This window comes from Streptomyces sp. NPDC031265 (assembly GCF_055570295.1).
Genome location: NZ_JBVIHM010000003.1, coordinates 426,304 through 448,563 on the forward strand (window position 1 = coordinate 426,304; position 22,260 = coordinate 448,563).

The 22,260-nt window shown below is 72.6% G+C and carries 18 protein-coding genes and 1 pseudogene; 13 read left to right on the forward strand and 6 right to left on the reverse strand.

Annotation, left to right across the window (positions count from 1 at the left end):
- The first annotated feature begins 39 nt into the window (after positions 1–39).
- Together ACZ499_RS08430 and ACZ499_RS08435 are read left to right on the forward strand one after the other, a co-directional pair.
- Positions 40–2,034 carry a Xaa-Pro dipeptidyl-peptidase gene (locus ACZ499_RS08430; RefSeq protein ID WP_468673299.1) on the forward strand — a complete coding sequence of 665 codons (1,995 nt, stop codon included), beginning with the start codon at positions 40–42 and terminating at the stop codon, positions 2,032–2,034.
- The gene (locus ACZ499_RS08435; RefSeq protein WP_468673300.1) at positions 2,031–3,305 is read left to right on the forward strand and encodes a M14 family metallopeptidase; all 1,275 of its coding nucleotides are present in this window, start codon (positions 2,031–2,033) and stop codon (positions 3,303–3,305) included. Before ACZ499_RS08430 ends, ACZ499_RS08435 begins: the two co-directional genes overlap by 4 nt.
- A gap of 9 nt (positions 3,306–3,314) precedes the next feature.
- Here ACZ499_RS08435 and ACZ499_RS08440 read toward each other — a convergent pair whose 3' ends face one another.
- A complete protein-coding gene (locus tag ACZ499_RS08440) occupies positions 3,315–4,286 on the reverse strand; it encodes an FAD-dependent oxidoreductase (RefSeq protein ID WP_468673301.1) in 972 nt (323 codons plus the stop codon).
- Between the two features lie 65 nt (positions 4,287–4,351).
- On the opposite strand from ACZ499_RS08440, the gene ACZ499_RS08445 reads away from it, so the two are divergent.
- Together ACZ499_RS08445 and ACZ499_RS08450 are read left to right on the forward strand one after the other, a co-directional pair.
- Positions 4,352–5,368 (forward strand): oxidoreductase, encoded by a 1,017-nt coding sequence (locus ACZ499_RS08445; protein WP_468673302.1) that lies wholly within the window; start codon positions 4,352–4,354, stop codon positions 5,366–5,368.
- Between the two features lie 109 nt (positions 5,369–5,477).
- Complete coding sequence (locus ACZ499_RS08450) at positions 5,478–7,115, forward strand: ABC-F family ATP-binding cassette domain-containing protein (protein ID WP_468407167.1); 1,638 nt, start codon at positions 5,478–5,480, stop codon at positions 7,113–7,115.
- 734 nt (positions 7,116–7,849) lie between these two features.
- Here ACZ499_RS08450 and ACZ499_RS08455 read toward each other — a convergent pair.
- Positions 7,850–10,237, reverse strand: a complete 2,388-nt coding sequence (locus tag ACZ499_RS08455; protein WP_468673329.1) for a Tex family protein — start codon at positions 10,235–10,237, stop codon at positions 7,850–7,852.
- 66 nt (positions 10,238–10,303) lie between these two features.
- On the reverse strand, positions 10,304–11,167 hold the full coding sequence (locus tag ACZ499_RS08460) for an SCO6745 family protein (protein WP_468673303.1): 864 nt from the start codon (positions 11,165–11,167) through the stop codon (positions 10,304–10,306).
- 123 nt (positions 11,168–11,290) lie between these two features.
- On the opposite strand from ACZ499_RS08460, the gene ACZ499_RS08465 reads away from it, so the two are divergent.
- Both ACZ499_RS08465 and ACZ499_RS08470 read left to right on the forward strand, forming a co-directional pair.
- Positions 11,291–12,253 (forward strand): GlxA family transcriptional regulator, encoded by a 963-nt coding sequence (locus ACZ499_RS08465; protein ID WP_468673304.1) that lies wholly within the window; start codon positions 11,291–11,293, stop codon positions 12,251–12,253.
- 32 nt (positions 12,254–12,285) lie between these two features.
- Positions 12,286–12,921 carry a DJ-1/PfpI family protein gene (locus tag ACZ499_RS08470; protein WP_468673305.1) on the forward strand — a complete coding sequence of 212 codons (636 nt, stop codon included), beginning with the start codon at positions 12,286–12,288 and terminating at the stop codon, positions 12,919–12,921.
- A gap of 20 nt (positions 12,922–12,941) precedes the next feature.
- On the opposite strand, the gene ACZ499_RS08475 is transcribed toward ACZ499_RS08470, so the two are convergent.
- A complete protein-coding gene (locus tag ACZ499_RS08475; RefSeq protein ID WP_468673306.1) occupies positions 12,942–13,697 on the reverse strand; it encodes an enoyl-CoA hydratase/isomerase family protein in 756 nt (251 codons plus the stop codon).
- Positions 13,698–13,771: 74 nt separating this feature from the next.
- Between ACZ499_RS08475 and ACZ499_RS08480 the strand changes: the two are divergent.
- Together ACZ499_RS08480 and ACZ499_RS08485 are read left to right on the forward strand one after the other, a co-directional pair.
- Positions 13,772–13,987: pseudogene (locus ACZ499_RS08480) on the forward strand (HdeD family acid-resistance protein); the annotation flags it as partial.
- Positions 13,988–14,302: 315 nt separating this feature from the next.
- Positions 14,303–14,803 carry an ATP-binding protein gene (locus tag ACZ499_RS08485; RefSeq protein WP_468673307.1) on the forward strand — a complete coding sequence of 167 codons (501 nt, stop codon included), beginning with the start codon at positions 14,303–14,305 and terminating at the stop codon, positions 14,801–14,803.
- Here ACZ499_RS08485 and idi read toward each other — a convergent pair.
- Complete coding sequence (idi, locus tag ACZ499_RS08490) at positions 14,778–15,371, reverse strand: isopentenyl-diphosphate Delta-isomerase (RefSeq protein WP_468673308.1); 594 nt, start codon at positions 15,369–15,371, stop codon at positions 14,778–14,780. The two genes, ACZ499_RS08485 and idi, sit on opposite strands and share 26 nt — an antisense overlap.
- Before the next feature lie 190 nt (positions 15,372–15,561).
- Positions 15,562–16,503: a cation diffusion facilitator family transporter gene (locus tag ACZ499_RS08495; RefSeq protein ID WP_468673309.1), complete on the reverse strand. Its 942-nt coding sequence runs from the start codon at positions 16,501–16,503 to the stop codon at positions 15,562–15,564.
- A gap of 441 nt (positions 16,504–16,944) precedes the next feature.
- On the opposite strand from ACZ499_RS08495, the gene ACZ499_RS08500 reads away from it, so the two are divergent.
- Genes ACZ499_RS08500 through ACZ499_RS08520 form a run of 5 tightly spaced genes read left to right on the forward strand, consistent with a single transcriptional unit; the run spans position 16,945 to position 22,204 of the window.
- Complete coding sequence (locus ACZ499_RS08500) at positions 16,945–18,783, forward strand: DUF5941 domain-containing protein (RefSeq protein WP_468673330.1); 1,839 nt, start codon at positions 16,945–16,947, stop codon at positions 18,781–18,783.
- Positions 18,780–19,517 (forward strand): phosphocholine cytidylyltransferase family protein, encoded by a 738-nt coding sequence (locus ACZ499_RS08505; protein ID WP_468407151.1) that lies wholly within the window; start codon positions 18,780–18,782, stop codon positions 19,515–19,517. The genes ACZ499_RS08500 and ACZ499_RS08505 overlap by 4 nt, the downstream gene beginning before the upstream one ends.
- Positions 19,505–20,566 carry an iron-containing alcohol dehydrogenase family protein gene (locus ACZ499_RS08510; protein WP_371655723.1) on the forward strand — a complete coding sequence of 354 codons (1,062 nt, stop codon included), beginning with the start codon at positions 19,505–19,507 and terminating at the stop codon, positions 20,564–20,566. Before ACZ499_RS08505 ends, ACZ499_RS08510 begins: the two co-directional genes overlap by 13 nt.
- Positions 20,544–21,323 (forward strand): CDP-alcohol phosphatidyltransferase family protein, encoded by a 780-nt coding sequence (locus ACZ499_RS08515; protein ID WP_385533539.1) that lies wholly within the window; start codon positions 20,544–20,546, stop codon positions 21,321–21,323. Before ACZ499_RS08510 ends, ACZ499_RS08515 begins: the two co-directional genes overlap by 23 nt.
- Positions 21,320–22,204 (forward strand): glycosyltransferase family 2 protein, encoded by an 885-nt coding sequence (locus tag ACZ499_RS08520; RefSeq protein ID WP_468673310.1) that lies wholly within the window; start codon positions 21,320–21,322, stop codon positions 22,202–22,204. Before ACZ499_RS08515 ends, ACZ499_RS08520 begins: the two co-directional genes overlap by 4 nt.
- The last annotated feature ends 56 nt before the right edge of the window (positions 22,205–22,260 follow it).

A 22,260-nucleotide genomic window follows, 5' to 3' on the forward strand; every position in this document is an offset into this window, starting at 1 on the left:
CCCCTTTTGCACGGGAGTTGACGGGAGTACCGTCCGCCCATGCCGATTCCTGCGCGGTCCAGCCGCACAAGGTTCAGATCGCTCCGGTCGCCCCGTTGGGCGCGCCTGCTCGTAGTGGCGGCCGCGGCCGCCCTGACGGCCCTGTTCCTCTCACCGGCGGGCGCCCAGGCCGCCCGCGCCAAGGAAAGCACGCCCGTCTACTCGTACGAGAACGCGATACGCGAATCCGTCTGGGTCGACACCCGGCTCGACGAGGACGGCGACGGCAAAAGCGACCGGGTCGCCGTCGACATAGTCCGCCCCCGCGAGCCCGCGAGCCAGGGCCGCAAGGTTCCGGTCATCATGGACGCCTCGCCGTACTACGCCTGCTGCGGGCGCGGCAACGAGAGCCAGCTCAAGACGTATGACCCGCAGGGCAACGTCGTCCAGATGCCGCTCTTCTACGACAACTACTTCGTGCCGCGCGGCTACGCCTTCGTCGGCGTCGACCTGGCCGGAACCAATCGCTCGGACGGCTGCGTCGACATCGGCGGACCCTCCGACATCCAGTCCGCCAAAGCGGTCGTCGACTGGCTGGGCGGCCGCGCCCGCGGCTACACCACACGGACCGGCGGCCAGCGGGCGAGCGCGGGCTGGACCAACGGCCGCACCGGAATGATCGGCAAGAGCTGGGACGGCACCATAGCCAACGGCGTGGCCGCCACCGGCGTCGAAGGCCTCAGGACGATCGTCCCGATCAGCGCCATATCCTCCTGGTACGACTACTACTTCGCCAAGGGCGCCCCGCTCTACGACTCCGGGCCCGACTGGCTCTCCAACGTGGTGGAGAGCCCCCAGGCGCAGGCACACTGCGGTGCCGTACAGCAGAAGCTGGTCGAAGGGGCGCCGCGCACCGGCGACTGGACGCCGCTGTGGAGCGGGCGCGACTATGTGGCCGACGCGGGCGACGTCAAGGCGAGCGTGTTCGTGGTGCACGGCATGCAGGACCTGAACGTACGGACCAAGAACTTCGGCCAGTGGTGGGACGCGCTGGCGGCGCACGGCGTCGAGCGCAAGATCTGGCTCTCCCAGACCGGGCACGTCGACCCCTTCGACTACCGCCGCGCCGACTGGGTCCCCACCCTCCACAAGTGGTTCGACCACTACCTCCTCGGCTACGACAACGGCATCGAGCGCGCGCCGATGGCCGACATCGAGCGCCACCCCGACCAGTGGTCCACCGACCGCACCTGGCCCCCGGCCGGCACCCGTGACGCCGTACTGCGCCCGGTCACCGGCTCCGCGCCCGGCGTCGGCCGCCTCGCCCTGGACCCGGCGCCCGCCGGCGCGACCGAGACGTTCACCGACGACCCCCAGCTGGACGAGGCGGGCTGGTCCGCCGCCGTGGACCGGTCCACCCCGGAGAAGGCCGGGTTCGTGACCCAGCCGCTCGGCTCCGACCTGCGGCTGTCCGGCTCCTCGAAGGTGACCGTCACCGCGACCCCGACCACCACCAGCGCCCACCTCTCGGCGGTCCTGGTCGACCTGGGCCCCGACACCGTCCGCAACTACGGCGGTGCCGGCGAGGGCATCCTCACCGGCACCACCCGCACCTGCTGGGGCGCGAGCACGGCCGGGGACAGTGCCTGCTTCAAGGTGACGTCGGCCGACACCAAGGCCGTCGACCACACCGTGTTCAGCCGCGGCTGGGCCGACCTCGGCAACTACGCGGGCGGCACCGGGCAGCCGCTCACCCCGGGCAGGCCGTACACGATCACCCTCGACCTGCACGCCACCGACCACGTCGTCCCGGCCGGCCACCGCCTCGCGCTGATCGTCGCGGGCACCGACAAGGACCTCATCGACCCGCCCGCGAGCCGCCCCACCCTCACCCTCGACCTCGCCCGCACCTCGGCGAAGCTGCCGCTCCTCGGCGGTACGGGGGCGTTCCGGCGGGCCACGTCCGCCGCCCCGCACCACCTCGCGCCGCAGGTCCCGCACCCGGCCGGCGTCGAGGTGCCGCGCCTGCTCCGCCCGGTCCCGGAGGCGCGATGAGAGGCCGCACGCTGCTCCTCGGCGTCACCGGGGCCGCACTCGCCGTGCCCCTGGTGACGGTCCCGGCGCGGGCGACCGCGAGCCCGCCCCGTACCGGCTTCGAGGTGAGCGCCGGGGCGCGCTGGACCGGTGAGCGCGAGGAGCAGGACTTCCTGGCGGCCCTCGCCCAGGGCGGCACCCAAGCCTCGGTCCTGCGCATCGGCACCACCACGCAGGGCCGCCCGCTCCAGCTCGTCCGCGTCGGCAGCGGGCACACCGCGAACCGGGTCCTGCTGGTGTGCAGCCAGCACGGCGACGAGCCGGCCGGCCGCGAGGCCTGTCTGGTCACCGTCCGCGACCTCGCCTACGCCAAGGACCGGGAGACCCGGCAGCTCCTGGCGCACACCACGCTCTACGTCGTACCGACCGCCAACCCGGACGGCCGGGCCGCCGACACCCGCGTCAACGCCGACGGCATCGACATCAACCGCGACCACATCGCCCTGCGGACGCCCGAGGCACGGGCCGTGGCGGCGGTCCTGCGCGACGAACAGCCCGACGTCGTCTACGACCTGCACGAGTACGGGTCCACGCCCAAGTACTACGACAAGGACCTGTTCGACCTGTGGCCGCGCAACCTCAACACCGCCCCGGCGGTGCACGAGGAGGCCCGGACGCTGTCGAGCGCGTACGTACGGGAGGCCGCCAGGGCGGACGGCTTCTCCACCGGCACCTACGGCATCTGGACCGATCCCGTCACCGGCGACCCGGTCAAACAGGTCGCGGGCGACGGCCAGGAGCGGATCCTGCGCAACACGGCGGGCGTCAAACACGCCGTGGGCCTGCTCATCGAGAGCCGCGTAGACGCGGCGAGCGACGCCGAGAAGGCCGACCCGGCGCTCAACAACCGGCGCCGGGTGTTCTCCCAGCTGAGCGGACTGCGCGGGCTGCTGAGCTTCACGGCGGAGCGCAGGCGCGGCATCGAGGCGGCGACCTCGGCCGCCCGGCTGGCCGGATACCGCGACCGGGGGCCGGTCTACGTCGGGGGCGCGGACAACGAGCCCGCCACCCCCGCGCAGACCCTCGCCGAGCCCCCGTGCGGCTACCGCCTCACCGCCGCCCAGTACGCCGAGGTGAAGGACCGGCTCGCCCTGCACGGCATCAGGGCGAGGCGGTCCGGCGACGGCGCGTTCGTCCCGCTGCGCCAGCCGCTGCGGGCGCTCGTGCCCCTGCTGCTCGACGCCCGTGCGCAGTACGGGCTGACGGCGGCCGAACCCGTACGGCGCTGCTGAGACGGGTTCTCACCGGAGGGGAGTGCGGGAGGCGGCCAGTGCGGCCGCCTCCCGCGCACACCCCCAGGCGACGGTGACCCCGGCGCCGCCGTGCCCGTAGTTGTGCACCAACAGGCCGCCGGACGCGGTGGTTTCGGCCTCGATCCGCACCCCCGCGTCCCGCACCGGCCGCAGCCCCACCCGGTGGGCGAGCACCCGCGCCCCGGCGATCTCGGGACGCACCAGCGCGCACCGCGCCACGATCTCCTCGGCGACGCGCGGGTCCGGGGTGAGGTCCCAGTCGTCGTCCTGCGCGGTGCCGCCGAGCAGCAGCCCGTAGGGCTGGGGGAAGAAGTAGGTCGTGGCGCTGGAGGAGTGGTCGACGGAGGTGTACCACTCGGTCACCCCGGGGTTCTCGACGACCACCAGCTGGCCGCGCACCGGCCGCATCCCGGGGTCGGGCACGAGCGTACGGGCGCCCAGGCCCGTGCAGTTGACCACGACCGGCACGTCCGGGTAGGGGTCTCCCCTGGTCGAACGGAGTTGAGAGCTTGGGGAAGCGTCGAGCGCACGCCTCTCCACCGTCCCGCCCGCCGCCTCCAGACGCTCTCGCAGCCAGGCCAGGTGCACCGGCATGTCGATCAGCGGTATCCGGGCGTGCACCCCCTGCGCCGACTGGCGCAGCCCGTCCACCTCGGCCGCCCACGGCCCCAGTTCGGAGAGCCGGATGCCCGACTGCAGCCCCTGGACGAGCCGCACCCCGGTCCGCCCGGGATCGGCGGCCAGCTCCTCGTACACCCGCAAGGAGGCGAGCGCCCACTCGCCGACGAGCCCGGCGGGCTCGATGCGGTACGGCCACCACAGCGCCCCCGCCACCGCCGACGTCGTCTCCCCGACCGGATCCCGGCTCCACACGCTCACTTGGCGGCCCGACTCCGCCAGGACCACCGCCGTGGTCAGACCGATGACTCCGCCACCCAGCACGATCATCTGTTCGCTCATGGCGGGACGGTAGCGGAATGGGTGACGTCGTGCTCGGATCAGCCGCAGATGGGAATACTCAGGACATGTCTGCCGCGTACGCGACCTTCGGACTCGCCCCCGCGATGCGGGCAGGCGATATCGCGGGGGCCCATTCTCCCCAGCTGCACCGCGACTTCATGGACTTCGTCGTCGACGGACGGCCGCTGCTGCTCCAACTCGCCGACCTGGACGCCGTCTCACCGCTCGCGGCGGACGTGCCGCCAGCCATCCTCGGCGCCCAGGTGCGCAGCCTGCTCCTGGAGACCGAACCGCCGCTGGCCCACGGGCGGTACGTGGTCTACGCCTGCCCGGAGTGCGAGGACCTGGCGTGCGGCGCGGTCACCGCCGTCATCGAGCGCTCCGGCGGCGACATCATCTGGCGCGACTTCGCCTGGCAGACCGGGCCCGTGCCGGATCTGCAACTCAACGGCTACCACGGGATAGGGCCGTTCCGCTTCCGCGCCGAGGAGTACAGAGCCGCCCTGGAGCGGCTGCTCTCCGACGAGCCGCCCCGGCGCCGGGTCCTGCTGATCGGGGCCCGCGCGACCGTCCTCGGCAAGCTCGCGGCGGCCCTGCGCTCGATCGGCATCGGCGCGGACATCGCGCACGACGTGACCGACGCGATCCCGCAGGAGCTCGTCACCTACGGGGCGGTCGCCTTCGGCCGCGCGATCCCGGAGGCCGAACGCGCGGCGGTGCGCGCCGCGTTCGGGCGCGCCCACGCGCACCCCGTCTACGTGACGGGTCTGGCCCCCATCACCCCGCTCCTGGTGGCCCAGCTGGAACAGGCCCTGGACCGCACACCGCCGGGCCAGCGCCGCCTCACCTACCTCTCCGCCTCCCCGGACGAGGCCCGGCTCGCGGTCGGCGCGACCTGCCGTGTCCGGCTCACCGCGTACCGCCTGGACCGGCTGCACCGCGTCCACACCCAGGAAGTCCTGGACGCGGTCCTCGACCCGGGGCCGCACCGCATCCCGCTGGACGAGCGCGCCCTGCGCGGCGAGTCCTTCCTGGTGGCCCGCACCACGGGCGGGGTGATCACGACGGCGGTGGTGCGCTGAAGCGGTCCACTGGACCGGAGCGCGGAACCGGTCCGCCGAGCAGCAGGGCCGGGCCCCGGCCGATACCCGTCGGCCGGCGCCGGCACACCCCAGTAGGATCTATGTCCTCATGACTGCCACTCTCGTCGCCAAGGACCTCGCCGCCGGCCACGGCGACCGCACGCTCTTCGCCGGGCTCGACCTCGTCGTCGCCCCCGGTGACGTCATCGGCCTCGTCGGGGCGAACGGGGCGGGGAAGTCCTCCCTGCTCCGGCTGCTCGCCGGACTCGACACACCGGAGGAGGGCGAGCTGCGGCTCTCCCCGCCGGGCGCCACCGTGGGGCACCTGCCGCAGGAGCCGGACCGGCGCCCCGGCGAGACCGTCCGCGCCTTCCTCGCCCGCCGCACCGGCGTGGCCGCCGCCCAGGAGGCCATGGACACGGCCACCCAGGCCCTGGTCGACGGAGCACCCGGCAGCGACGACGCGTACGCGGAGAGCCTGGAGCGCTGGCTCGACCTCGGCGGCGCCGACCTGGACGAGCGCGCCGAGGAGGTGGCGGCCACCCTCGGCCTCACCATCGGCCTCGACCAGCCGATGACGGCCCTCTCCGGCGGCCAGGCCGCCCGCGCGGGACTGGCCTCGCTGCTGCTCTCGCGGTACGACGTGTTCCTGCTCGACGAGCCCACCAACGACCTCGACCTGGACGGTCTGGAGCGCCTGGAGTCCTTCGTCAAGGGCCTGCGCGCGGGCACGGTCGTGATCAGCCACGACCGCGAGTTCCTCACCCGTACCGTCACCAAGGTGCTCGAACTCGACCTCGCCCAGCAGCAGATCACGCTCTACGGCGGCGGCTACGAGGCGTATCTGGAGGAGCGCGAGACCGCCCGCAGGCACGCCCGCGAGGACTACGACGAGTACGCGGACAAGCGCTCGGCCCTGGAGGGCCGGGCCCAGATGCAGCGCGGCTGGATGGACAAGGGCGTCAAGAACGCCCGCCGCAAGGCCGGCGACAACGACAAGCTCGGCCGGAAGTTCCGCAGCGACGCCAGCGAGAAGCAGGCCTCCAAGGCCCGCCAGACCCAGCGCATGATCGAGCGCCTGGACGTCGTCGACGAGCCCCGCAAGGAGTGGGAGCTCCGTATGGAGATCGCGTCCGCCCCGCGCTCGGGCGCGGTCGTCGCCACCCTCAGCCAGGCCGAGATCCGGCGCGGCGACTACACCTTCGGCCCCGCGTCCCTCCAGATCGACTGGGCCGACCGCGTGGCGATCACCGGCGCCAACGGTGCGGGCAAGTCCACCCTGCTCGCCGCCCTGCTCGGCCGCCTCCCGCTCGACGCGGGGCGGGCGACGCTCGGCTCCGGCGTCGTCGTCGGCGAGGTCGACCAGGCCCGGGGGCTCTTCGTCGGCGAGGAGTCCCTGCTCGACGCGTTCTGCGCGGCCGTCCCCGACACCGAGCCGGCCGAGGTGCGCACACTTCTCGCCAAGTTCGGCCTGCGGGCCGACCACGTACTGCGCACCGCCGCCTCGCTCTCGCCCGGCGAGCGCACCCGGGCCGCGCTCGCGCTGCTCCAGGGCCGGGGTGTCAACCTGCTCGTCCTCGACGAGCCGACCAACCACCTCGACCTCCCGGCGATCGAGCAGCTGGAGTCCGCCCTCGACTCGTACACCGGCACCCTGCTCCTGGTCACCCACGACCGCCGGATGCTGGACGCGGTGCACACCACCCGGCGCATCGAGGTCGCCGACGGCAAGGTCACCGAGGAGTGATCTGACCGGTCAGTGCCGCGAGCCCCGGGACGCGCCCGCGCTACGTGAGCGGCGGTGGTCGCCGTCAACGGCCGCTCCGTGGAACGGCCTGCAGTCGGTCGCGGTCGCGGTCCACGCGCTCACCGTACGCGTGCTCGGCGCGCGCCTTCGTCCGCATGGCCCGCGGCCCGCAACGGCTGGGCCAAAACCCGCCGCAACGCGGAACCGATCACGACCGGGCCGGTGGCCCCGGAGGGCTGGGGCCTGTCCGGGGGATCTGGTCGTCCGCGAGGTGTCTGCGTCTTTCGGTCCTGGTGAGCGGGGTCCTGGTGCTTCCCCAAGCTCTCCACTTCGTTCGAGCAGGGGAGACCCCAATGCTGCAAGGCGGAGGAGGGCGTCGACGCGATGGGGGTCTCCCCCCCCGCTCGAACGAAGTCGAGAGCTTGGGGGAGTCGGCAACCTACGACAACGCCACTGGGGTCCCAGGTCCCCCCTGGCCCTTGAGGCCTTGGGGGAGGGCGTGCCAGGACCCCGCGTCCCAGACAACATCCGCCGGACAGGCCCTGGGGGCGGGGCGCCCTGCCCTCCCTCTCCACCTAGCTGTGGGCATGCGTGCCGCCAGGGGCGATGGGGGTCCCCCTGCTCCTCAAGAGCTTCGGGGAGGGTGGGCACAGCGGCACCCGACCCCGGGCCACCGCTCCACCCGCCCAGCCCCCGTACCGCGCGCCCTGGCGGCAGACATGCCCACAGCGGCGTCAGCGCTTCCCGCGCCCCCCGGACCCCTTCGCATCCAGCAGCCCCGCCTTGCGCAACGCATCCGCCATCGCCCCGTTCGCGGGCGCCGGTGCCTGCCGACCACGGTCGCGGTCGCGCTCGCCACCCCGGCGGTCACCGCCGCCCCGGCGCGGCTGCGGGGGCCGCCCACCCCGTTCCTCCCGCTTCGCCCCACCGCCCGAGGCGCCCGTGTTCGCCTCGTCATCCAGCCGCAGCGTCAGCGAAATCCGCTTGCGCGGCACATCCACGTCCAGGACCTTCACCTTGACGATGTCGCCCGGCTTGACCACCTCGCGGGGGTCCTTCACGAACGTCTTGGACAGTGCCGACACATGCGCGAGCCCGTCCTGGTGCACCCCGATGTCGATGAACGCGCCGAACGCCGCCACGTTCGTCACCACGCCCTCCAGCACCATCCCCTGCTCCAGGTCGCCGATCTTCTCGACGCCGTCCTTGAAGGTCGCCGTCTTGAAGGCGGGCCGCGGGTCGCGCCCGGGCTTCTCCAGCTCGCGCAGGATGTCCGTGACGGTCGGCAGACCGAACGTCTCGTCCACGAACGTGTCGGGCCGCAGCGACCGCAGCACCGCCGTGTTGCCGATGAGCGCCGCCACCTCGCTCCCCGTCGACTTCACCATCCGGCGCACCACCGGATACGCCTCGGGGTGCACGCTGGACGAGTCCAGCGGGTCGTCGCCACCGCGGATCCGCAGGAAGCCCGCGCACTGCTCGTACGCCTTCGGGCCCAGCCGCGCCACGTCCTTGAGCGCCTTGCGGGAGCGGAACGGGCCGTTGGCGTCGCGGTGCGCCACGATGTTCTCGGCGAGCCCGGCGCCGATGCCCGAGACGCGCGAGAGCAGCGGCGCGGACGCGGTGTTGACGTCCACGCCCACCCCGTTCACACAGTCCTCCACGACCGCGTCGAGCGAGCGCGAGAGCTTCACCTCGGAGAGGTCGTGCTGGTACTGGCCGACGCCGATCGACTTGGGGTCGATCTTCACCAGCTCGGCGAGCGGGTCCTGGAGGCGGCGGGCGATGGAGACCGCGCCGCGCAGCGACACGTCCATGTCGGGCAGCTCCTGCGAGGCGAAGGCCGACGCCGAGTACACCGAAGCGCCCGCCTCCGACACCATCACCTTGGTGAGCTTCAGCTCGGGGTGCTTGGTGATCAGTTCACCGGCGAGCTTGTCGGTCTCGCGGGACGCCGTGCCGTTGCCGATGGCGATCAGGTCGACCGCGTGCTCCTCGGCGAGCCGCGCCAGCTTGGCGAGCGCCTCGTCCCACTTGTTCGCCGGGACGTGCGGGTAGATCACGTCCGTCGCCACGACCTTGCCCGTGGCGTCCACGACGGCCACCTTCACGCCCGTACGGAACCCGGGGTCGAGCCCCAGCGTCGCGCGCGTCCCGGCCGGGGCGGCGAGCAGCAGGTCGCGCAGGTTCGAGGCGAAGACCCGCACCGCCTCGTCCTCGGCGGCCGTGCGCAGCCGCAGCCGCAGGTCGATGCCGAGATGGACCAGGATCCGGGTGCGCCACGCCCAACGGACGGTGTCCGCCAGCCACTTGTCGCCCGGCCGGCCCCGGTCGGCGATGCCGAAACGGCGCGCCACCATGTTCTCGTAGGCGGAGGGGCCGGGGACTTCCGACGGTTCCTCGGGCTCCAGGACGAGGTCGAGGACGTCCTCCTTCTCGCCGCGCAGCATCGCCAGGACCCGGTGCGAGGGCAGCGCCGTGAACGGCTCGGTGAAGTCGAAGTAGTCGGCGAACTTGGCGCCCGCCTCCTCCTTGCCCGCGCGGACCTTCGCCGCGAGGCGGCCCTTCGTCCACATGCGCTCGCGCACCTCGCCGATCAGGTCGGCGTCCTCCGAGAACTGCTCGGTGAGGATGGAGCGAGCACCCTCCAGGGCCGCCGCCGGGTCCGCTACGCCCTTGTCCGCGTCGACGAACGCGGCCGCGGCGGCGAGCGGGTCCACCGACGGGTCGGTGAGCAGCCCCTGCGCCAGCGGTTCGAGGCCCGCCTCGCGCGCGATCTGCGCCTTGGTGCGCCGCTTGGGCTTGAAGGGCAGATAGATGTCCTCCAGGCGCGCCTTGGTGTCGGCGGCGCGGATCTGCCGCTCCAGCTCCTCGGTGAGCTTGCCCTGCTCGCCTACGGAGTCGAGGACCGCCGTGCGGCGGTCCTCCAGCTCGCGCAGATACCGCAGCCGCTCCTCCAGGGTGCGCAGCTGGGCGTCGTCGAGCATCTCGGTCGCTTCCTTGCGGTAGCGCGCGATGAACGGCACGGTCGACCCGCCGTCGAGCAGCTCGACGGCGGCCTTCACCTGCCGCTCCCGTACGCCGAGTTCCTCGGCGATCCTGCCTTCGATGGACGTCGTCACGATCACGTACCGCCTTCTCGCAGAGCTTGAGGCGCCATTGTGGCAGGCGGCACCCACAATCGGCGGTCAGCCCTTGCCGGAGAGGTCGGCCGGGAACGCGCCCGCCGCCACCGCCGTCATCAGGAACCCCCGGGCCAGTTCGGTCAGCCGGTCAACGCCGTCCGCGCCGAGCAGCTCGTACGGGGCGAGGTCGAGCCGGTCGGTGCGGTCCTCGACCTCGGCGCGCAGTGCGGTGCCCGCCTCGGTCAACTCGCCCTCGGCGTCCAGGATCCCGCGCTCACGCAGTCGTACGGCGGCCGCGTCCCAGTCGGCGCGCCGCCAGCCGCGCGTGCCCAGGATCCAGCGCGGCGCCATGCCCTTGCCGGTGGCGGTGTGGCTGACCAGCGCCTCCAGCGGGTCGAGCCCGGCGTCGAGCAGTGCCGCGAGGTGGCCGTCGCCCCGGTGCTCGCGCAGCAGCGTCGCGGCGTGCCAGTACGCCAGGTGCGGCTCCTCGGGCACCGGCAGGTCGGCGTGGGCGGCGTACAGCGGCCGGGCGTAGCGGGTGCAGCCTTCGGCGGCGCGCAGGGCGAGGCGCGCGGCCTCGGCCATCTCCGGCGAGGCCACCGCCTCGTCGCCGAGGAGGCGCCGCAGGGTGCTGTCGACGGCGCGCAGCCGGGCGGCGAGGACCGTCTCGGGGGAGGCGATGTCCCAGACGGCGGGCACGTGCAGGGCGACCAGCTCGTGGTTGAAGTTGTAGAAGGTGGCGGTGACCGTGCCGGGGCCCACCGCGCCCAGTGCGGCGGCCCGCCCGGCGAAGTAGGCGGCGCGCGCGTCCTCGATGCCGATCTCCGCGAGCTCCTTGGCGAAGTCGGGGGAGAAGTAGACGGTCGAGTGCAGCGGGTTGACGGAGTTGTGGCAGCGGCGGCCGGCGCGCGGCGGGAGAGACGTCATACCCGCAGGTTACCGACTGGTCGGTACGCCGTGAAGCCCCGGGGCGGGACGGGCCGCGCCATGGCAGGAAAGGTGGGGTACTCGTCATTGCGGACATCGGGTGCGCCCCGAAGAATCGTGGGTATGGCACAGCGATCCGTCCTCATCCTCCTCTTCGAGGACGTCCAGAGCCTGGACGTCACCGGCCCCATGGAGGTCTTCACCGGCGCCGGCCACTTCGCCGAGGCCGTCGGCGACGAGTACCTCGTCCGCACCGCCACCCTGGACGGTGGCCCGGTCCGCAGCTCCAGCCGCCTCACCCTTGTCCCCGACTTCGCCCTGGCCGGGGCGCCCGAGCCGCACACCCTGCTGGTGCCGGGCGGCCGCGGCACCCGCGACCCGGACCCGGCCCTCATCACCTGGCTGCGCGAGCACGGGCCGCGGGCCGAGCGGCTGGTCTCCGTGTGCACCGGGGCCGCGCTCCTCGCGGAAGCGGGGCTGCTCGACGGGCGCCGCGCGACCACCCACTGGGCGTACTGCGAGTCCCTCGCGCGCCGGCACCCGAAGGTCACCGTCGAGCCCGACCCCATCTACGTACGCGACGGGAACGTGGCCACCTCGGCGGGGGTGACGGCCGGGATCGACCTCTCCCTCGCGCTCGTCGAGGAGGACCTGGGGCGCGAGGCCGCGCTCACCGTGGCCCGGCACCTGGTGGTGTTCCTGCGCCGCCCGGGCAACCAGGCCCAGTTCAGCGCCCAGCTCTCCGTCCAGACCGCCCGGCGCGAGCCGCTGCGCGAGGTGCAGCACTGGATCACCGAGCACCCCGGCGAGGACCTCTCGGTGGAGGCGCTCGCAGCCCGTGCCCGGCTGTCGCCGCGCCACTTCGCCCGCGCCTTCCACGCCGAGACCGGCTCGACGCCGGGCCGCTACGTCGAGCGCGTCCGCGTCGAACACGCCCGGCGCCTGCTCGAAGACACCACCGACGGAGTCGAGGAGATCTCCCGCGCCTGCGGCTACGGCACTCCCGAAGCGATGCGCCGCGCCTTCCTCAAGTCCCTCGGAACCGCTCCCGCCGAGTACCGGCGCCGGTTCCACCCCGCCAACTGACCCGCCGTCCGACCCACTCCGAGAGGAACCCGATGCAGATCGCCATCCTGCTCTACGACCGCTTCACCTCGCTGGACGCCATCGGCCCGTACGAGATGCTCTGCCGCCTGCCCGACGCCGAGACGGTCTTCGTCGCCGAGCAGGCCGGACCGGTGATCAACGACAGGGGCAGCCTGCACATCGTCGCCGAGAAGGCCCTCGACGAGGTGCGCGCCCCGGACGTCGTGGTCGTCCCGGGCGGCCCCGGCACCCGGGAGATCCTCGGCAACGAGGCCCTGACCGGTTGGCTGCGCGCGGTCGACGCCGGCACCACCTGGACGACATCGGTGTGCACCGGCTCGCTGCTGCTCGCGGCGGCCGGGCTGCTGAAAGGCCGGCGCGCCACCACGCACTGGCTCGGCTACGACGCCCTGGCCGCGCTGGGTGCCGAGCCGACCGGCGAGCGGGTGGTCACCGACGGCAAGTACCTCACCGCCGCCGGGGTGTCCTCCGGCATCGACATGGGGCTCACCCTGGTCGGCCGCCTAGCGGGCGACGAGTTCGCGCAGGCCGTGCAGCTGCTGACCGAGTACGACCCGCAGCCGCCCTACGACGCGGGCTCGCCCGACAAGGCCCCGGCGGAGCTGGTGGCCAAGCTGCGCTCGGGCGGCCATGTGCTCGTGGAGTAGCCCGGCCCGCCCCGCGCGGTTCAGCCCGAAGCGGTCCAGCCGAAGCGCGGGGCCCTGCGCTCCAGGAACGCGGCGACGCCCTCGGCGGTGTCGCCGCTGCCGCCCGCCTGCTCCCTCCAGTACGTGTCCCGGTCGGTGCGCCCGTTCGTGAACTCCTTGGCCGCCGCCTGGGTCAGCTGCGAGCGGGCGGCCAGGACGCGGGTGAACTCGGCCACCCGCTTGTCCAGTTCACCGGCCGGCAGCACCTCGTCCACCAGGCCGGTCCGCAGCGCCCGCGCCGAGTCGATCAACTCCGCCGAGAACAGCAGGTACTTGGCGGTCGAAGGGCCCACCAGGGCGGCCAGGCGCCGGGTCGAGGACGACGCGTAGACGATGCCGAGCCTGGCGGGCGTGATCCCGAACGAGGCACCCTCCTCCGCGAAGCGCAGATCACAGGCGGCCGCGAGCTGACAGCCGCCGCCCACGCAGTAGCCGCGCACGGCGGCCAGCGTCGGCTTGGGGAAGGCGGCGAGCGCCTCCTCGGCCCCCACCGCGAGCGACTGCGGGTCCTCGCCCGGCCCGGGCGCGCGCAGCGAGGAGATGTCCGCGCCCGCGCAGAAGGTCGGCCCGGCACCGGTCAGCACCAGGGCCCGTACGTCCCGGTCGGCGGCCAGCTCGTCGAGCAGCGGCGGCAGCGCCCGCCACATCCCGGCCGTCATCGCGTTGCGCTTGGCGGGGTTGCTGATGACGACGGTGGCCACCCCGTCCGCCACGGTGTGCTCCAGCTGCGGCTCCATGCGCCGGATGCTATCCGGGCGGGCCGATCCGGTGATCAAGAGGGGCCGACCGGCGATGCCACGAGGAGAGGCTGATGGCCGCACCCGCAACCGCAAGCGACAGCAAGAAGCTCCGCCGCGGTTTCGGACGGCTGACCGTCCTCGGGGCGGTCCTCGCGCTCGCGGTCCTGGCCGGTCCCGTCTACACGGACGTGGCGACCCTCACCTCGATGCTCCTGTTCGGCCGGCTGCTGCTGGTGGGCGGCGTGGTCGGTCTTATGCACGCGATCCAGTCGCGCGGCACGAACTTCTCGGTCCCGTCTTCGACGGCCTGGGCCTGATCGCGCTCGGCGTCGGCGGTCGGCGGGTCGTGGGCCTGGTGACGGACGCGCGGGCGGACACCGACGCCAGGGAGTCCGAATTCGTATCGCAGACATCCCCGCAAGCCGTGGCAAAGCCGTCAGACAGCGATCAGGGGCGCTTTGGGAGGTGACATAGGAGGGCGATTGCGATCAGAAGGCGTCGATACGCGCTGACTTCTGTTCAGTCGCCCGGTCCGGACCATCCCACTCCCAGACACTCGTTACCAAGAGCCTGACAGCCGAGTGCGAGGGTGGTGCCGGAACATGGAGATCCGCGGGAGCGTGCCACCCGACGCCGCGACGGCCAGGCCGTTCCCGTACGAGGGGGTCTGGCGCTTCACAGCTCCCGCGATGGACGCCTCGGTCCCGCAGGCCCGGCACGCCGTACGCGACCTGCTCCGCCGGCAGGGCGTGCCCATCCACGACGACCTCGTCGAGGGCCTGCTCCTGATCGTCTCCGAGCTGGTCACCAACGCGGTCAAGCACGCGGCCCTGCTCTCCCCGCAGGTGGCCGTGGAGGTAGCCATCGGCGCCGAGTGGATCCGGGTCTCGGTGGAGGACAACCACCCCTACCGCCCCAAGGCGCTGGAGACCGACTACGGGCAGACGGGCGGGCGCGGCCTGCTGCTGGTGCGCGAGATCACCTGCGAGGCGGGCGGGGCCTGCGATGTCGAGCAGACCGCGAGCGGTGGCAAGATCATCTGGGTGGCCCTGCCGCTGGCCCCGGTCTCCGCCGCGGTCACCAGCCCGCGGCAGGCCCTGTGAGCTCCCTGACCGCGGGCCGGGCCGCGTCCAGGACCGTCATGAACCACGCGGAGAAGGTGGCCCGCCCGTGCAGCGCGGCCAGCTCCTGCGGCGAGACGACGGCGGTCTCGTAGACCTCCTCCGGGTCCGGCAGCACGGGCGACTGCACCAGACCGACGAAGAGGTGGTTGTACTCCTGCTCCACCAGGCCCGAGTCCGGGTCCGGGTGGTTGTAGCGGACCGTGCCCGCCTCGGCGAGCAGCGAGGGCGAGACGCCCAGCTCCTCGTGGGTGCGCCGGGCGGCCGCCGCGAAGGGGGACTCGCCGGGGTAGGGGTGCCCGCAGCAGGTGTTCGACCAGACGCCGGGGGAGTGGTACTTGCCGAGCGCGCGGCGCTGGAGCAGCAGCTTGCCCGCCGGGTCGAAGAGGAAGACGGAGAACGCCCGGTGCAGCTTGCCGGGGGCCCGGTGGGCGGAGAGCTTCTCCGCGGTGCCGATGGTGTTGCCGCTCTCGTCGACCAGTTCGAGCATGATCTCTTCGGCGGTCCCGTTCGACGAGCTGTTCGCCGTAGTGGCTGGTGTGGTCGGCATAACCATCCTTCGCTTCGGTCCTCAGCTGCCAAGTCTGCCGTACAAAAGCGGCGTGTCCGCACTTCGACGGGCGGCGCATGTCCGTAATGCGTCGGGTGCGTGACACCACCGAAGAAGGGATCGTGCCCAGCCGCACCGGAGCGGAATCATCGAACGTGCGAACGAGCCGGGGTGTCCGCCCCGGTGCCGGTCAGCGGCAGAGCCCGGCCTCGTGGGCCGCGTGGCCGCTCGGCTCCAGCTGGAAGGTGCAGTGCTCCACATCGAAGTGATCACCCAGGCAGCCCTGCAGATCGTGCAGCAGCTTCTCGTGGCCCACCGAGTCCAGGACCTCCTGGCTGACCACCACATGGGCCGAGAGCACCGGCATCCCGGAGGTGATCGTCCAGGCGTGCAGGTCATGGACGTCCTCGACGCCAGGCAGGGCCACGATATGCGCCCGCACCTCGCCCATGTCGACGCCCTTGGGCGCGGCCTCCAGGAGCACGTTCAGCGTCTCCCGCAGCAGCTTCACCGTACGCGGGACGATCATGAGGCCGATCACCAGCGAGGCGATCGGGTCGGCGGCCTGCCAGCCGGTCGTCATGATGATCGCGGCCGAGAGCAGTACGGCCACGGAGCCGAGCGCGTCCGCGAGCACCTCCAGGAAGGCGGCGCGCACATTGAGGCTCTCCTGCTGACCGCCGACCAGGAGTGAGAGCGAGACCATGTTGGCGACCAGACCGATCAGGCCGAAAACGATCGTCGTCGGCCCCGAGGTGTCGGCCGGTTCGACGAACCGCTGGACCGCCTCGTACAGCACGTATCCACCGACGCCGAGCAGCAGCAGACAGTTGGCGAGCGCGGCCAGGATCTCGGCGCGGGCGTAGCCGAACGTCCGGTTGTGGCCGGCCGGGCGGTTGGCGAAGTAGATGGCGAGCAGCGCCATCGCGAGCCCGAGGGCGTCCGTCGCCATGTGTGCCGCGTCCGCGACCAGCGCCAGCGAGTCCGCGAGCAGCCCGCCGACGATCTCGACCACCATCACGCCCAGCGTGATGCCCAGGGCCACCCGCAGCCGCCCCTTGTACGCCGCGGCGGCCGTCCCGGTGGGCGGCGGTCCGCCGTGCGCGTGCCCGTGGTCGTGCCCAGCCCCCATGGAAGGCCACCTCTCAGACTGTCGGCAAGGTTGTGCGATCTGTGTACGAGGGGCAGTGAACTACGGGCGGGGGGTATGGGGCAACACGGCACTGAACACCGTTGTCATGTGCTCTGACCTGCGGAAACGCTCTCCCCGCGATGTTTGTACGTCGTTCGCACAGGCGTCGCAGGTCAGAGCGGTGTGCGGCCGTCCGCCGCGGTGCGGAGCCCCGGGAGCGACAGACGGGGGGCGGTTTGTGGGGCGCGGCCTCGATCGACGATGATGATCCACGCGGCGGTCCCCCGCCGCAGGGCCCGATCGGGGCGTAAACAGGCGATGAACTCCCGGTTCCACGCATCCGATAGCCTCCCGATAGCCTCTGCCGACGTGCCGCCCGCCGTTTGTTTCCGGGCCGGGCCGTCGGCCATCAGCCATGCCAGCTCCAAGGAGTGAGTTCGTCTGTCGACCGCCATCCTGACCGGGCTTCCGGTCCCCGGGTCGCAGCTCGGGCCCGAGCTGCGCTCGCTGGGCTTCGACGTACGGTCCGCCCAGCGGCCCGAGGACCTGCCCGGCCTGCTCGCCGAGGCCCCGCCCGGTGAGCGGGTCGCCCTGGTCGACCCGTCCTTCGTGGGCCACACGCACGCCCTGCGCCTCGCCCTGACCGACCCCCGGTTCCCGGCGGCGGCGGTCACCGGAGCCATGGCTGTCCAGGCGGAGGCCCGCCCCGCGCTCGTGCGCGTGCTCGCGGACCTCGCCGGGCCGCCCGCGCCGACCGCCGCGGGCGCCTCGGTCGCCGTGAACGCCCCGTCCACCGGGACCGGCGTCCTCACCGACCGCGTCGCCTCCGCCCTGGAGGACGGGGGCGTCGCCGTGCACCGCCCCGATCTGGGCTCGCTGGTGGCCACCGTGCCCGCCGGGCCCGAGGCCGCCTTCGCCGCACGCCGGGCCGTCGACGCCGTGGACGACGAGGCCGTCCGGCTGCGTACGGCGGTGAAGTCCCGCGACGGGTTCTTCACCACCTTCTGCATCAGCCCGTACTCGCGCTACCTCGCCCGCTGGTGCGCGCGCCGGGGCCTCACCCCCAACCAGGTCACCACCGCCTCGCTGCTCACCGCGCTGATCGCGGCCGGCTGCGCGGCGACCGGGACCCGGGGCGGCTTCGTCGCGGCCGGCGCGCTGCTGCTCTTCTCCTTCGTCCTGGACTGCACCGACGGGCAGCTCGCCCGCTACTCGCTCCAGTACTCCACGCTCGGCGCCTGGCTGGACGCGACCTTCGACCGGGCCAAGGAGTACGCGTACTACGCGGGCCTGGCGCTCGGCGCGGCTCAAGGCGGCGACGACGTATGGGCGCTGGCACTCGGCGCGATGGTCCTGCAGACCTGCCGCCACGTCGTGGACTTCTCGTTCAACGAGGCGCACGTCGTGGGCACTGACGCCAGCGCCAACACCAGCCCCACCGCCGCCCTCTCCGACAAGCTCGACTCGGTCGGCTGGACGGTCTGGGTGCGCCGGATGATCGTGCTGCCGATCGGCGAGCGATGGGCGATGATCGCGGTCCTCACCGCCGTCACCACGCCCCGTACCGTCTTCTACGTACTGCTCATCGGGTGCGCGTTCGCGGCCTGCTACACCACGGCGGGGCGCGTGCTGCGCTCGCTGACCGGCCGGGCGACCCGTACCGACCGGGCCGCCCGGGCGCTCGCGGAGCTCGCGGACAGCGGGCCGGTCGCCGAGCTGGTCGCCGCGAAGGGTCCGCGGATCGCGGGTGCCCCGGTGATCGCCGCCGTCGGGGCGGTCGCCCTCGTCGCCGCCGCACTCACCCAGCCGTTCGGCAGCCGCCAGATGATCGTCGCGGCCGTGTTCTACGCGATCACGTCCGGCCTCGCCGTCGCCGCCCCCCTCAAGGGCGCCCTCGACTGGCTGGTGCCGCCGTTCTTCCGGGCCGCCGAGTACGGCACGGTCCTGGCCCTCGCCGCCCGCTCCGAGGTGGACGGGGCCCTGCCCGCGGCCTTCGGACTGGTCGCGGCGGTCGCCTACCATCACTACGACACGGTCTACCGCATCAAGGGCGGCTCCGGCGCGCCGCCGCGCTGGCTGGTGCGCCTGGCAGGCGGACACGAGGGGCGGACGCTGGTGGTCGCGGTGCTCGCCGCGGCCCTCGCCGACCGCGGCACGGACTTCACCCTGGCGCTCACCGCCCTCGCGGTAGGCATCGCGCTCCTGGTGGTCGTGGAGTCCATCCGCTTCTGGGTGTCCTCCGGAGCACCCGCAGTACATGACGAAGGAGAACCCGCATGATCGGCCTCGTACTCGCAGCCGGTGCCGGACGGCGTCTGCGCCCCTACACCGACACGCTCCCGAAGGCCCTCGTGCCCGTCGACGGTGACACCACCATCCTCGACATCACCCTCGGCAACTTCGCCGAGATCGGTCTCACCGAGGTCGCCATCATCGTCGGCTACAAGAAGGAGGCCGTCTACGAGCGCAGAGCCGCGCTTGAGGCGAAGTACGGCCTCAAGCTGACGCTGATCGACAACGACAAGGCCGAGGAGTGGAACAACGCCTACTCGCTGTGGTGCGGCCGTGACTCGATCAAGCACGACGTGATCCTCGCCAACGGCGACACCGTGCACCCGGTCTCCGTCGAGAAGACGCTGCTCGCCGCCCGCGGCGACGGCAAGAAGATCATCCTCGCCCTCGACACGGTGAAGAACCTCGCCGACGAGGAGATGAAGGTCATCGTCGACGACGAGAAGGGCGTCCAGAAGATCACCAAGCTGATGGACCCGGCTACGGCCACCGGCGAGTACATCGGCGTCACCCTCATCGAGGGCTCCGCGGCCGACGAGCTCGCCGACGCGCTGAGGACCACCTTCGAGCGCGACCCCGACCTCTACTACGAGGACGGCTACCAGGAGCTCGTCCACCGCGGCTTCAAGATCGATGTCGCGCCGATCGGCGAGGTCTCCTGGGTCGAGATCGACAACCACGACGACCTCGCGAAGGGCCGTGAGATCGCGTGCCAGTACTGACCCGGCTCATTCCGTCGCCGGTCGTCGTCGACATCAGCCGGGGCGCCCTGGACGACCTGGCGGGCCTCCTGGCCGACCAGCGGATCTCGGCCTCCGGCAAGCTGGCGATCGCGGTCAGCGGCGGCTCGGGCCAGGCGCTGAGCGAGAAGCTGGCGCCGGTGCTCCCGGGCGCCGACTGGTACCCGGTCGCGGACGGCACCATCGACTCGGCGGTGCAGCTCGGCGACGACATCAAGGGCAAGCGGTACGACGCGGTCGTCGGCCTCGGCGGCGGCAAGATCATCGACGTGGCGAAGTACGCCGCGGCGCGGGTCGGGCTGCCCATGGTCGCGGTCGCCACCAACCTCTCGCACGACGGCATCTGCTCGCCGGTCTCGATCCTGGACAACGACAACGGCCGCGGCTCCTACGGCGTGCCCACGCCCATCGCCATGGTCATCGACCTCGACGTCATCCGTGAGGCACCGGTCCGGTTCGTCCGCTCGGGCATCGGCGACGCGATCTCCAACATCTCCGCCATCGCGGACTGGGAGCTCTCGCACGAGGTCAACGGCGAGCCGGTGGACGGCCTGGCCGCCGCCATGGCCCGCACCGCGGGCCAGTCGGTGCTGCGCCACCCCGGGGGCGTGGGCGACGACGAGTTCCTCACCGTCCTGTCCGAGGCGCTGGTGCTCTCCGGCATCGCCATGTCGATCAGCGGGGACACCCGCCCCTCGTCCGGCGCCTGCCACGAGATCAGCCACGCCTTCGACCTGCTCTACCCCAAGCGCTCCGCGCTCCACGGCGAGCAGGTCGGGCTCGGCGCCGCCTTCGCGATGCACCTGCGCGGCGCCGCCGAGCAGTCCGGTCTCTTCACGGAGGTACTGCGGCGGCACGGCCTGCCGGTGCTGCCGCAGGAAATCGGCTTCTCCGCCGACGAGTTCGTCCGGGCGGTGGCCTACGCGCCGCAGACCCGGCCGGGCCGTTTCACGATCCTGGAACACCTCAACCTGTCCACAGCCCAGATCAAGGACGCTTACGCCGACTATGCAAAAGCCATCGGTAGCTGAACTCCGCCCGGTCGTGCACCCTCCGGGCGTCAAGGACCGGCGGAGCGGCGAGCACTGGGGCGGCCGGCTCTACATGCGCGAGATCTCCCTGCGCGTCGACCGGCACCTGGTGAACACGCGGGTCACGCCCAACCAGCTGACCTACGTGATGACCGTTGCCGCCGCCCTCGCGGCCCCGGCCCTCCTGGTGCCGGGGATCTGGGGCGCCGTGCTCGGCGTGGTGATGGTCCAGCTGTATCTGCTGCTCGACTGCGTCGACGGCGAGGTCGCCCGCTGGAAGAAGCAGTACTCGATGACCGGGGTCTATGTGGACCGGGTCGCCGCGTACGTGTGCGACGCCGCGGTCCTGGTCGGCTTCGGTCTGCGTGCGGCCGACATCTGGGGCTCCGGGCGGATCGACTGGCTGTGGGCCTTCCTCGGCACCCTCGCCGCTCTCGGCGCCGTCATGATCAAGTCCGAGACCGACCTCGTCGGCGTCGCCCGTCACCAGCAGGGCAAGCCGCCGGTCAAGGAGACGGCGTCCGAACCGCGTTCGTCCGGCATGGCGCTGGCCCGCCGGGCCGCCGGTGCGCTCAAGTTCCACCGTCTGATCCTCGGGATCGAGGCGTCCCTGCTGATCCTGGTCCTGGCGATCGTGGACCACGTGCGCGACGACTTCTTCTTCTCCCGCCTCGGCGTCGCCGTGCTCGCGGGCATCGCCCTCCTCCAGAGCGTGCTGCACCTGGTGTCCATCCTCGCCTCCAGCAGGCTCAAATGAGTGCCCCGCTGAAGGTCGGCGCGGTCGTCATCACCATGGGCAACCGCCCCGAGGAGCTGCGCGCGCTGCTCGACTCGGTCGCCAAGCAGGACGGCGACCCGGTCCAGGTCGTCGTCGTCGGCAACGGCGCCCCGGTCCCGGACGTCCCGGCGGGCGTGCGGACCGTGGAGCTGCCCGAGAACCTGGGCATCCCCGGCGGGCGCAACGTCGGCATCGAGGCGTTCGGCCCGTCCGGCGCCGAGGTCGACATCCTGCTCTTCCTCGACGACGACGGGCTGCTGCCGAACACCGACACGGCCGAGCTGTGCCGCCAGGCGTTCGCCGCCGACCCGAAGCTCGGCATCGTCAGCTTCCGCATCGCGGACCCGGAGACCGGGGTCACCCAGCGCCGCCACGTCCCGCGGCTGCGCGCCTCCGACCCGATGCGCTCCTCGCGCGTGACGACCTTCCTGGGCGGCGCCAACGCCGTACGGACGAAGGTCGTCGCGGAGGTCGGCGGGTTGCCCGACGAGTTCTTCTACGCCCACGAGGAGACCGATCTGGCCTGGCGGGCGCTGGACGCCGGCTGGATGATCGACTACCGCGCGGACATGGTCCTGTTCCACCCCACGACGGCGCCGTCCCGGCACGCGGTCTACCACCGGATGGTGGCCCGCAACCGGGTCTGGCTGGCCCGGCGCAATCTGCCGGCCCTGCTGGTCCCCGTCTATCTGGGGGTCTGGATGCTGCTCACGCTCGCCAGGAAGCCCTCCGGGCCCGCCCTCAAGGCGTGGTTCGGTGGCTTCAAGGAGGGCTGGACCACTCCGTGCGGACCGCGCCGCCCCATGAAGTGGCGTACGGTCTGGCGGCTGACCCGGCTGGGCCGTCCGCCCGTCATCTGACACTCTCTGGTCTGAGCACATCGGGTTGGGCCGTTCGGGCCCTGGGCACTTCGGGT

Coding starts and splice junctions, on each gene's coding strand:
- ACZ499_RS08450 (WP_468407167.1), top strand. CDS start 5,478: ATGACTGCCACTCTCGTCGCCAAGGACCTCGCCGCCGGCCACGGCGAC.
- ACZ499_RS08520 (WP_468673310.1), top strand. CDS start 21,320: ATGAGTGCCCCGCTGAAGGTCGGCGCGGTCGTCATCACCATGGGCAAC.
- idi (WP_468673308.1), bottom strand. CDS start 15,371: ATGCCGACCACACCAGCCACTACGGCGAACAGCTCGTCGAACGGGACC.
- ACZ499_RS08460 (WP_468673303.1), bottom strand. CDS start 11,167: ATGACGTCTCTCCCGCCGCGCGCCGGCCGCCGCTGCCACAACTCCGTC.
- ACZ499_RS08475 (WP_468673306.1), bottom strand. CDS start 13,697: ATGGAGCCGCAGCTGGAGCACACCGTGGCGGACGGGGTGGCCACCGTC.
- ACZ499_RS08445 (WP_468673302.1), top strand. CDS start 4,352: ATGTCTGCCGCGTACGCGACCTTCGGACTCGCCCCCGCGATGCGGGCA.
- ACZ499_RS08485 (WP_468673307.1), top strand. CDS start 14,303: ATGGAGATCCGCGGGAGCGTGCCACCCGACGCCGCGACGGCCAGGCCG.
- ACZ499_RS08465 (WP_468673304.1), top strand. CDS start 11,291: ATGGCACAGCGATCCGTCCTCATCCTCCTCTTCGAGGACGTCCAGAGC.
- ACZ499_RS08440 (WP_468673301.1), bottom strand. CDS start 4,286: ATGAGCGAACAGATGATCGTGCTGGGTGGCGGAGTCATCGGTCTGACC.
- ACZ499_RS08515 (WP_385533539.1), top strand. CDS start 20,544: ATGCAAAAGCCATCGGTAGCTGAACTCCGCCCGGTCGTGCACCCTCCG.
- ACZ499_RS08430 (WP_468673299.1), top strand. CDS start 40: ATGCCGATTCCTGCGCGGTCCAGCCGCACAAGGTTCAGATCGCTCCGG.
- ACZ499_RS08435 (WP_468673300.1), top strand. CDS start 2,031: ATGAGAGGCCGCACGCTGCTCCTCGGCGTCACCGGGGCCGCACTCGCC.
- ACZ499_RS08470 (WP_468673305.1), top strand. CDS start 12,286: ATGCAGATCGCCATCCTGCTCTACGACCGCTTCACCTCGCTGGACGCC.
- ACZ499_RS08495 (WP_468673309.1), bottom strand. CDS start 16,503: ATGGGGGCTGGGCACGACCACGGGCACGCGCACGGCGGACCGCCGCCC.
- ACZ499_RS08505 (WP_468407151.1), top strand. CDS start 18,780: ATGATCGGCCTCGTACTCGCAGCCGGTGCCGGACGGCGTCTGCGCCCC.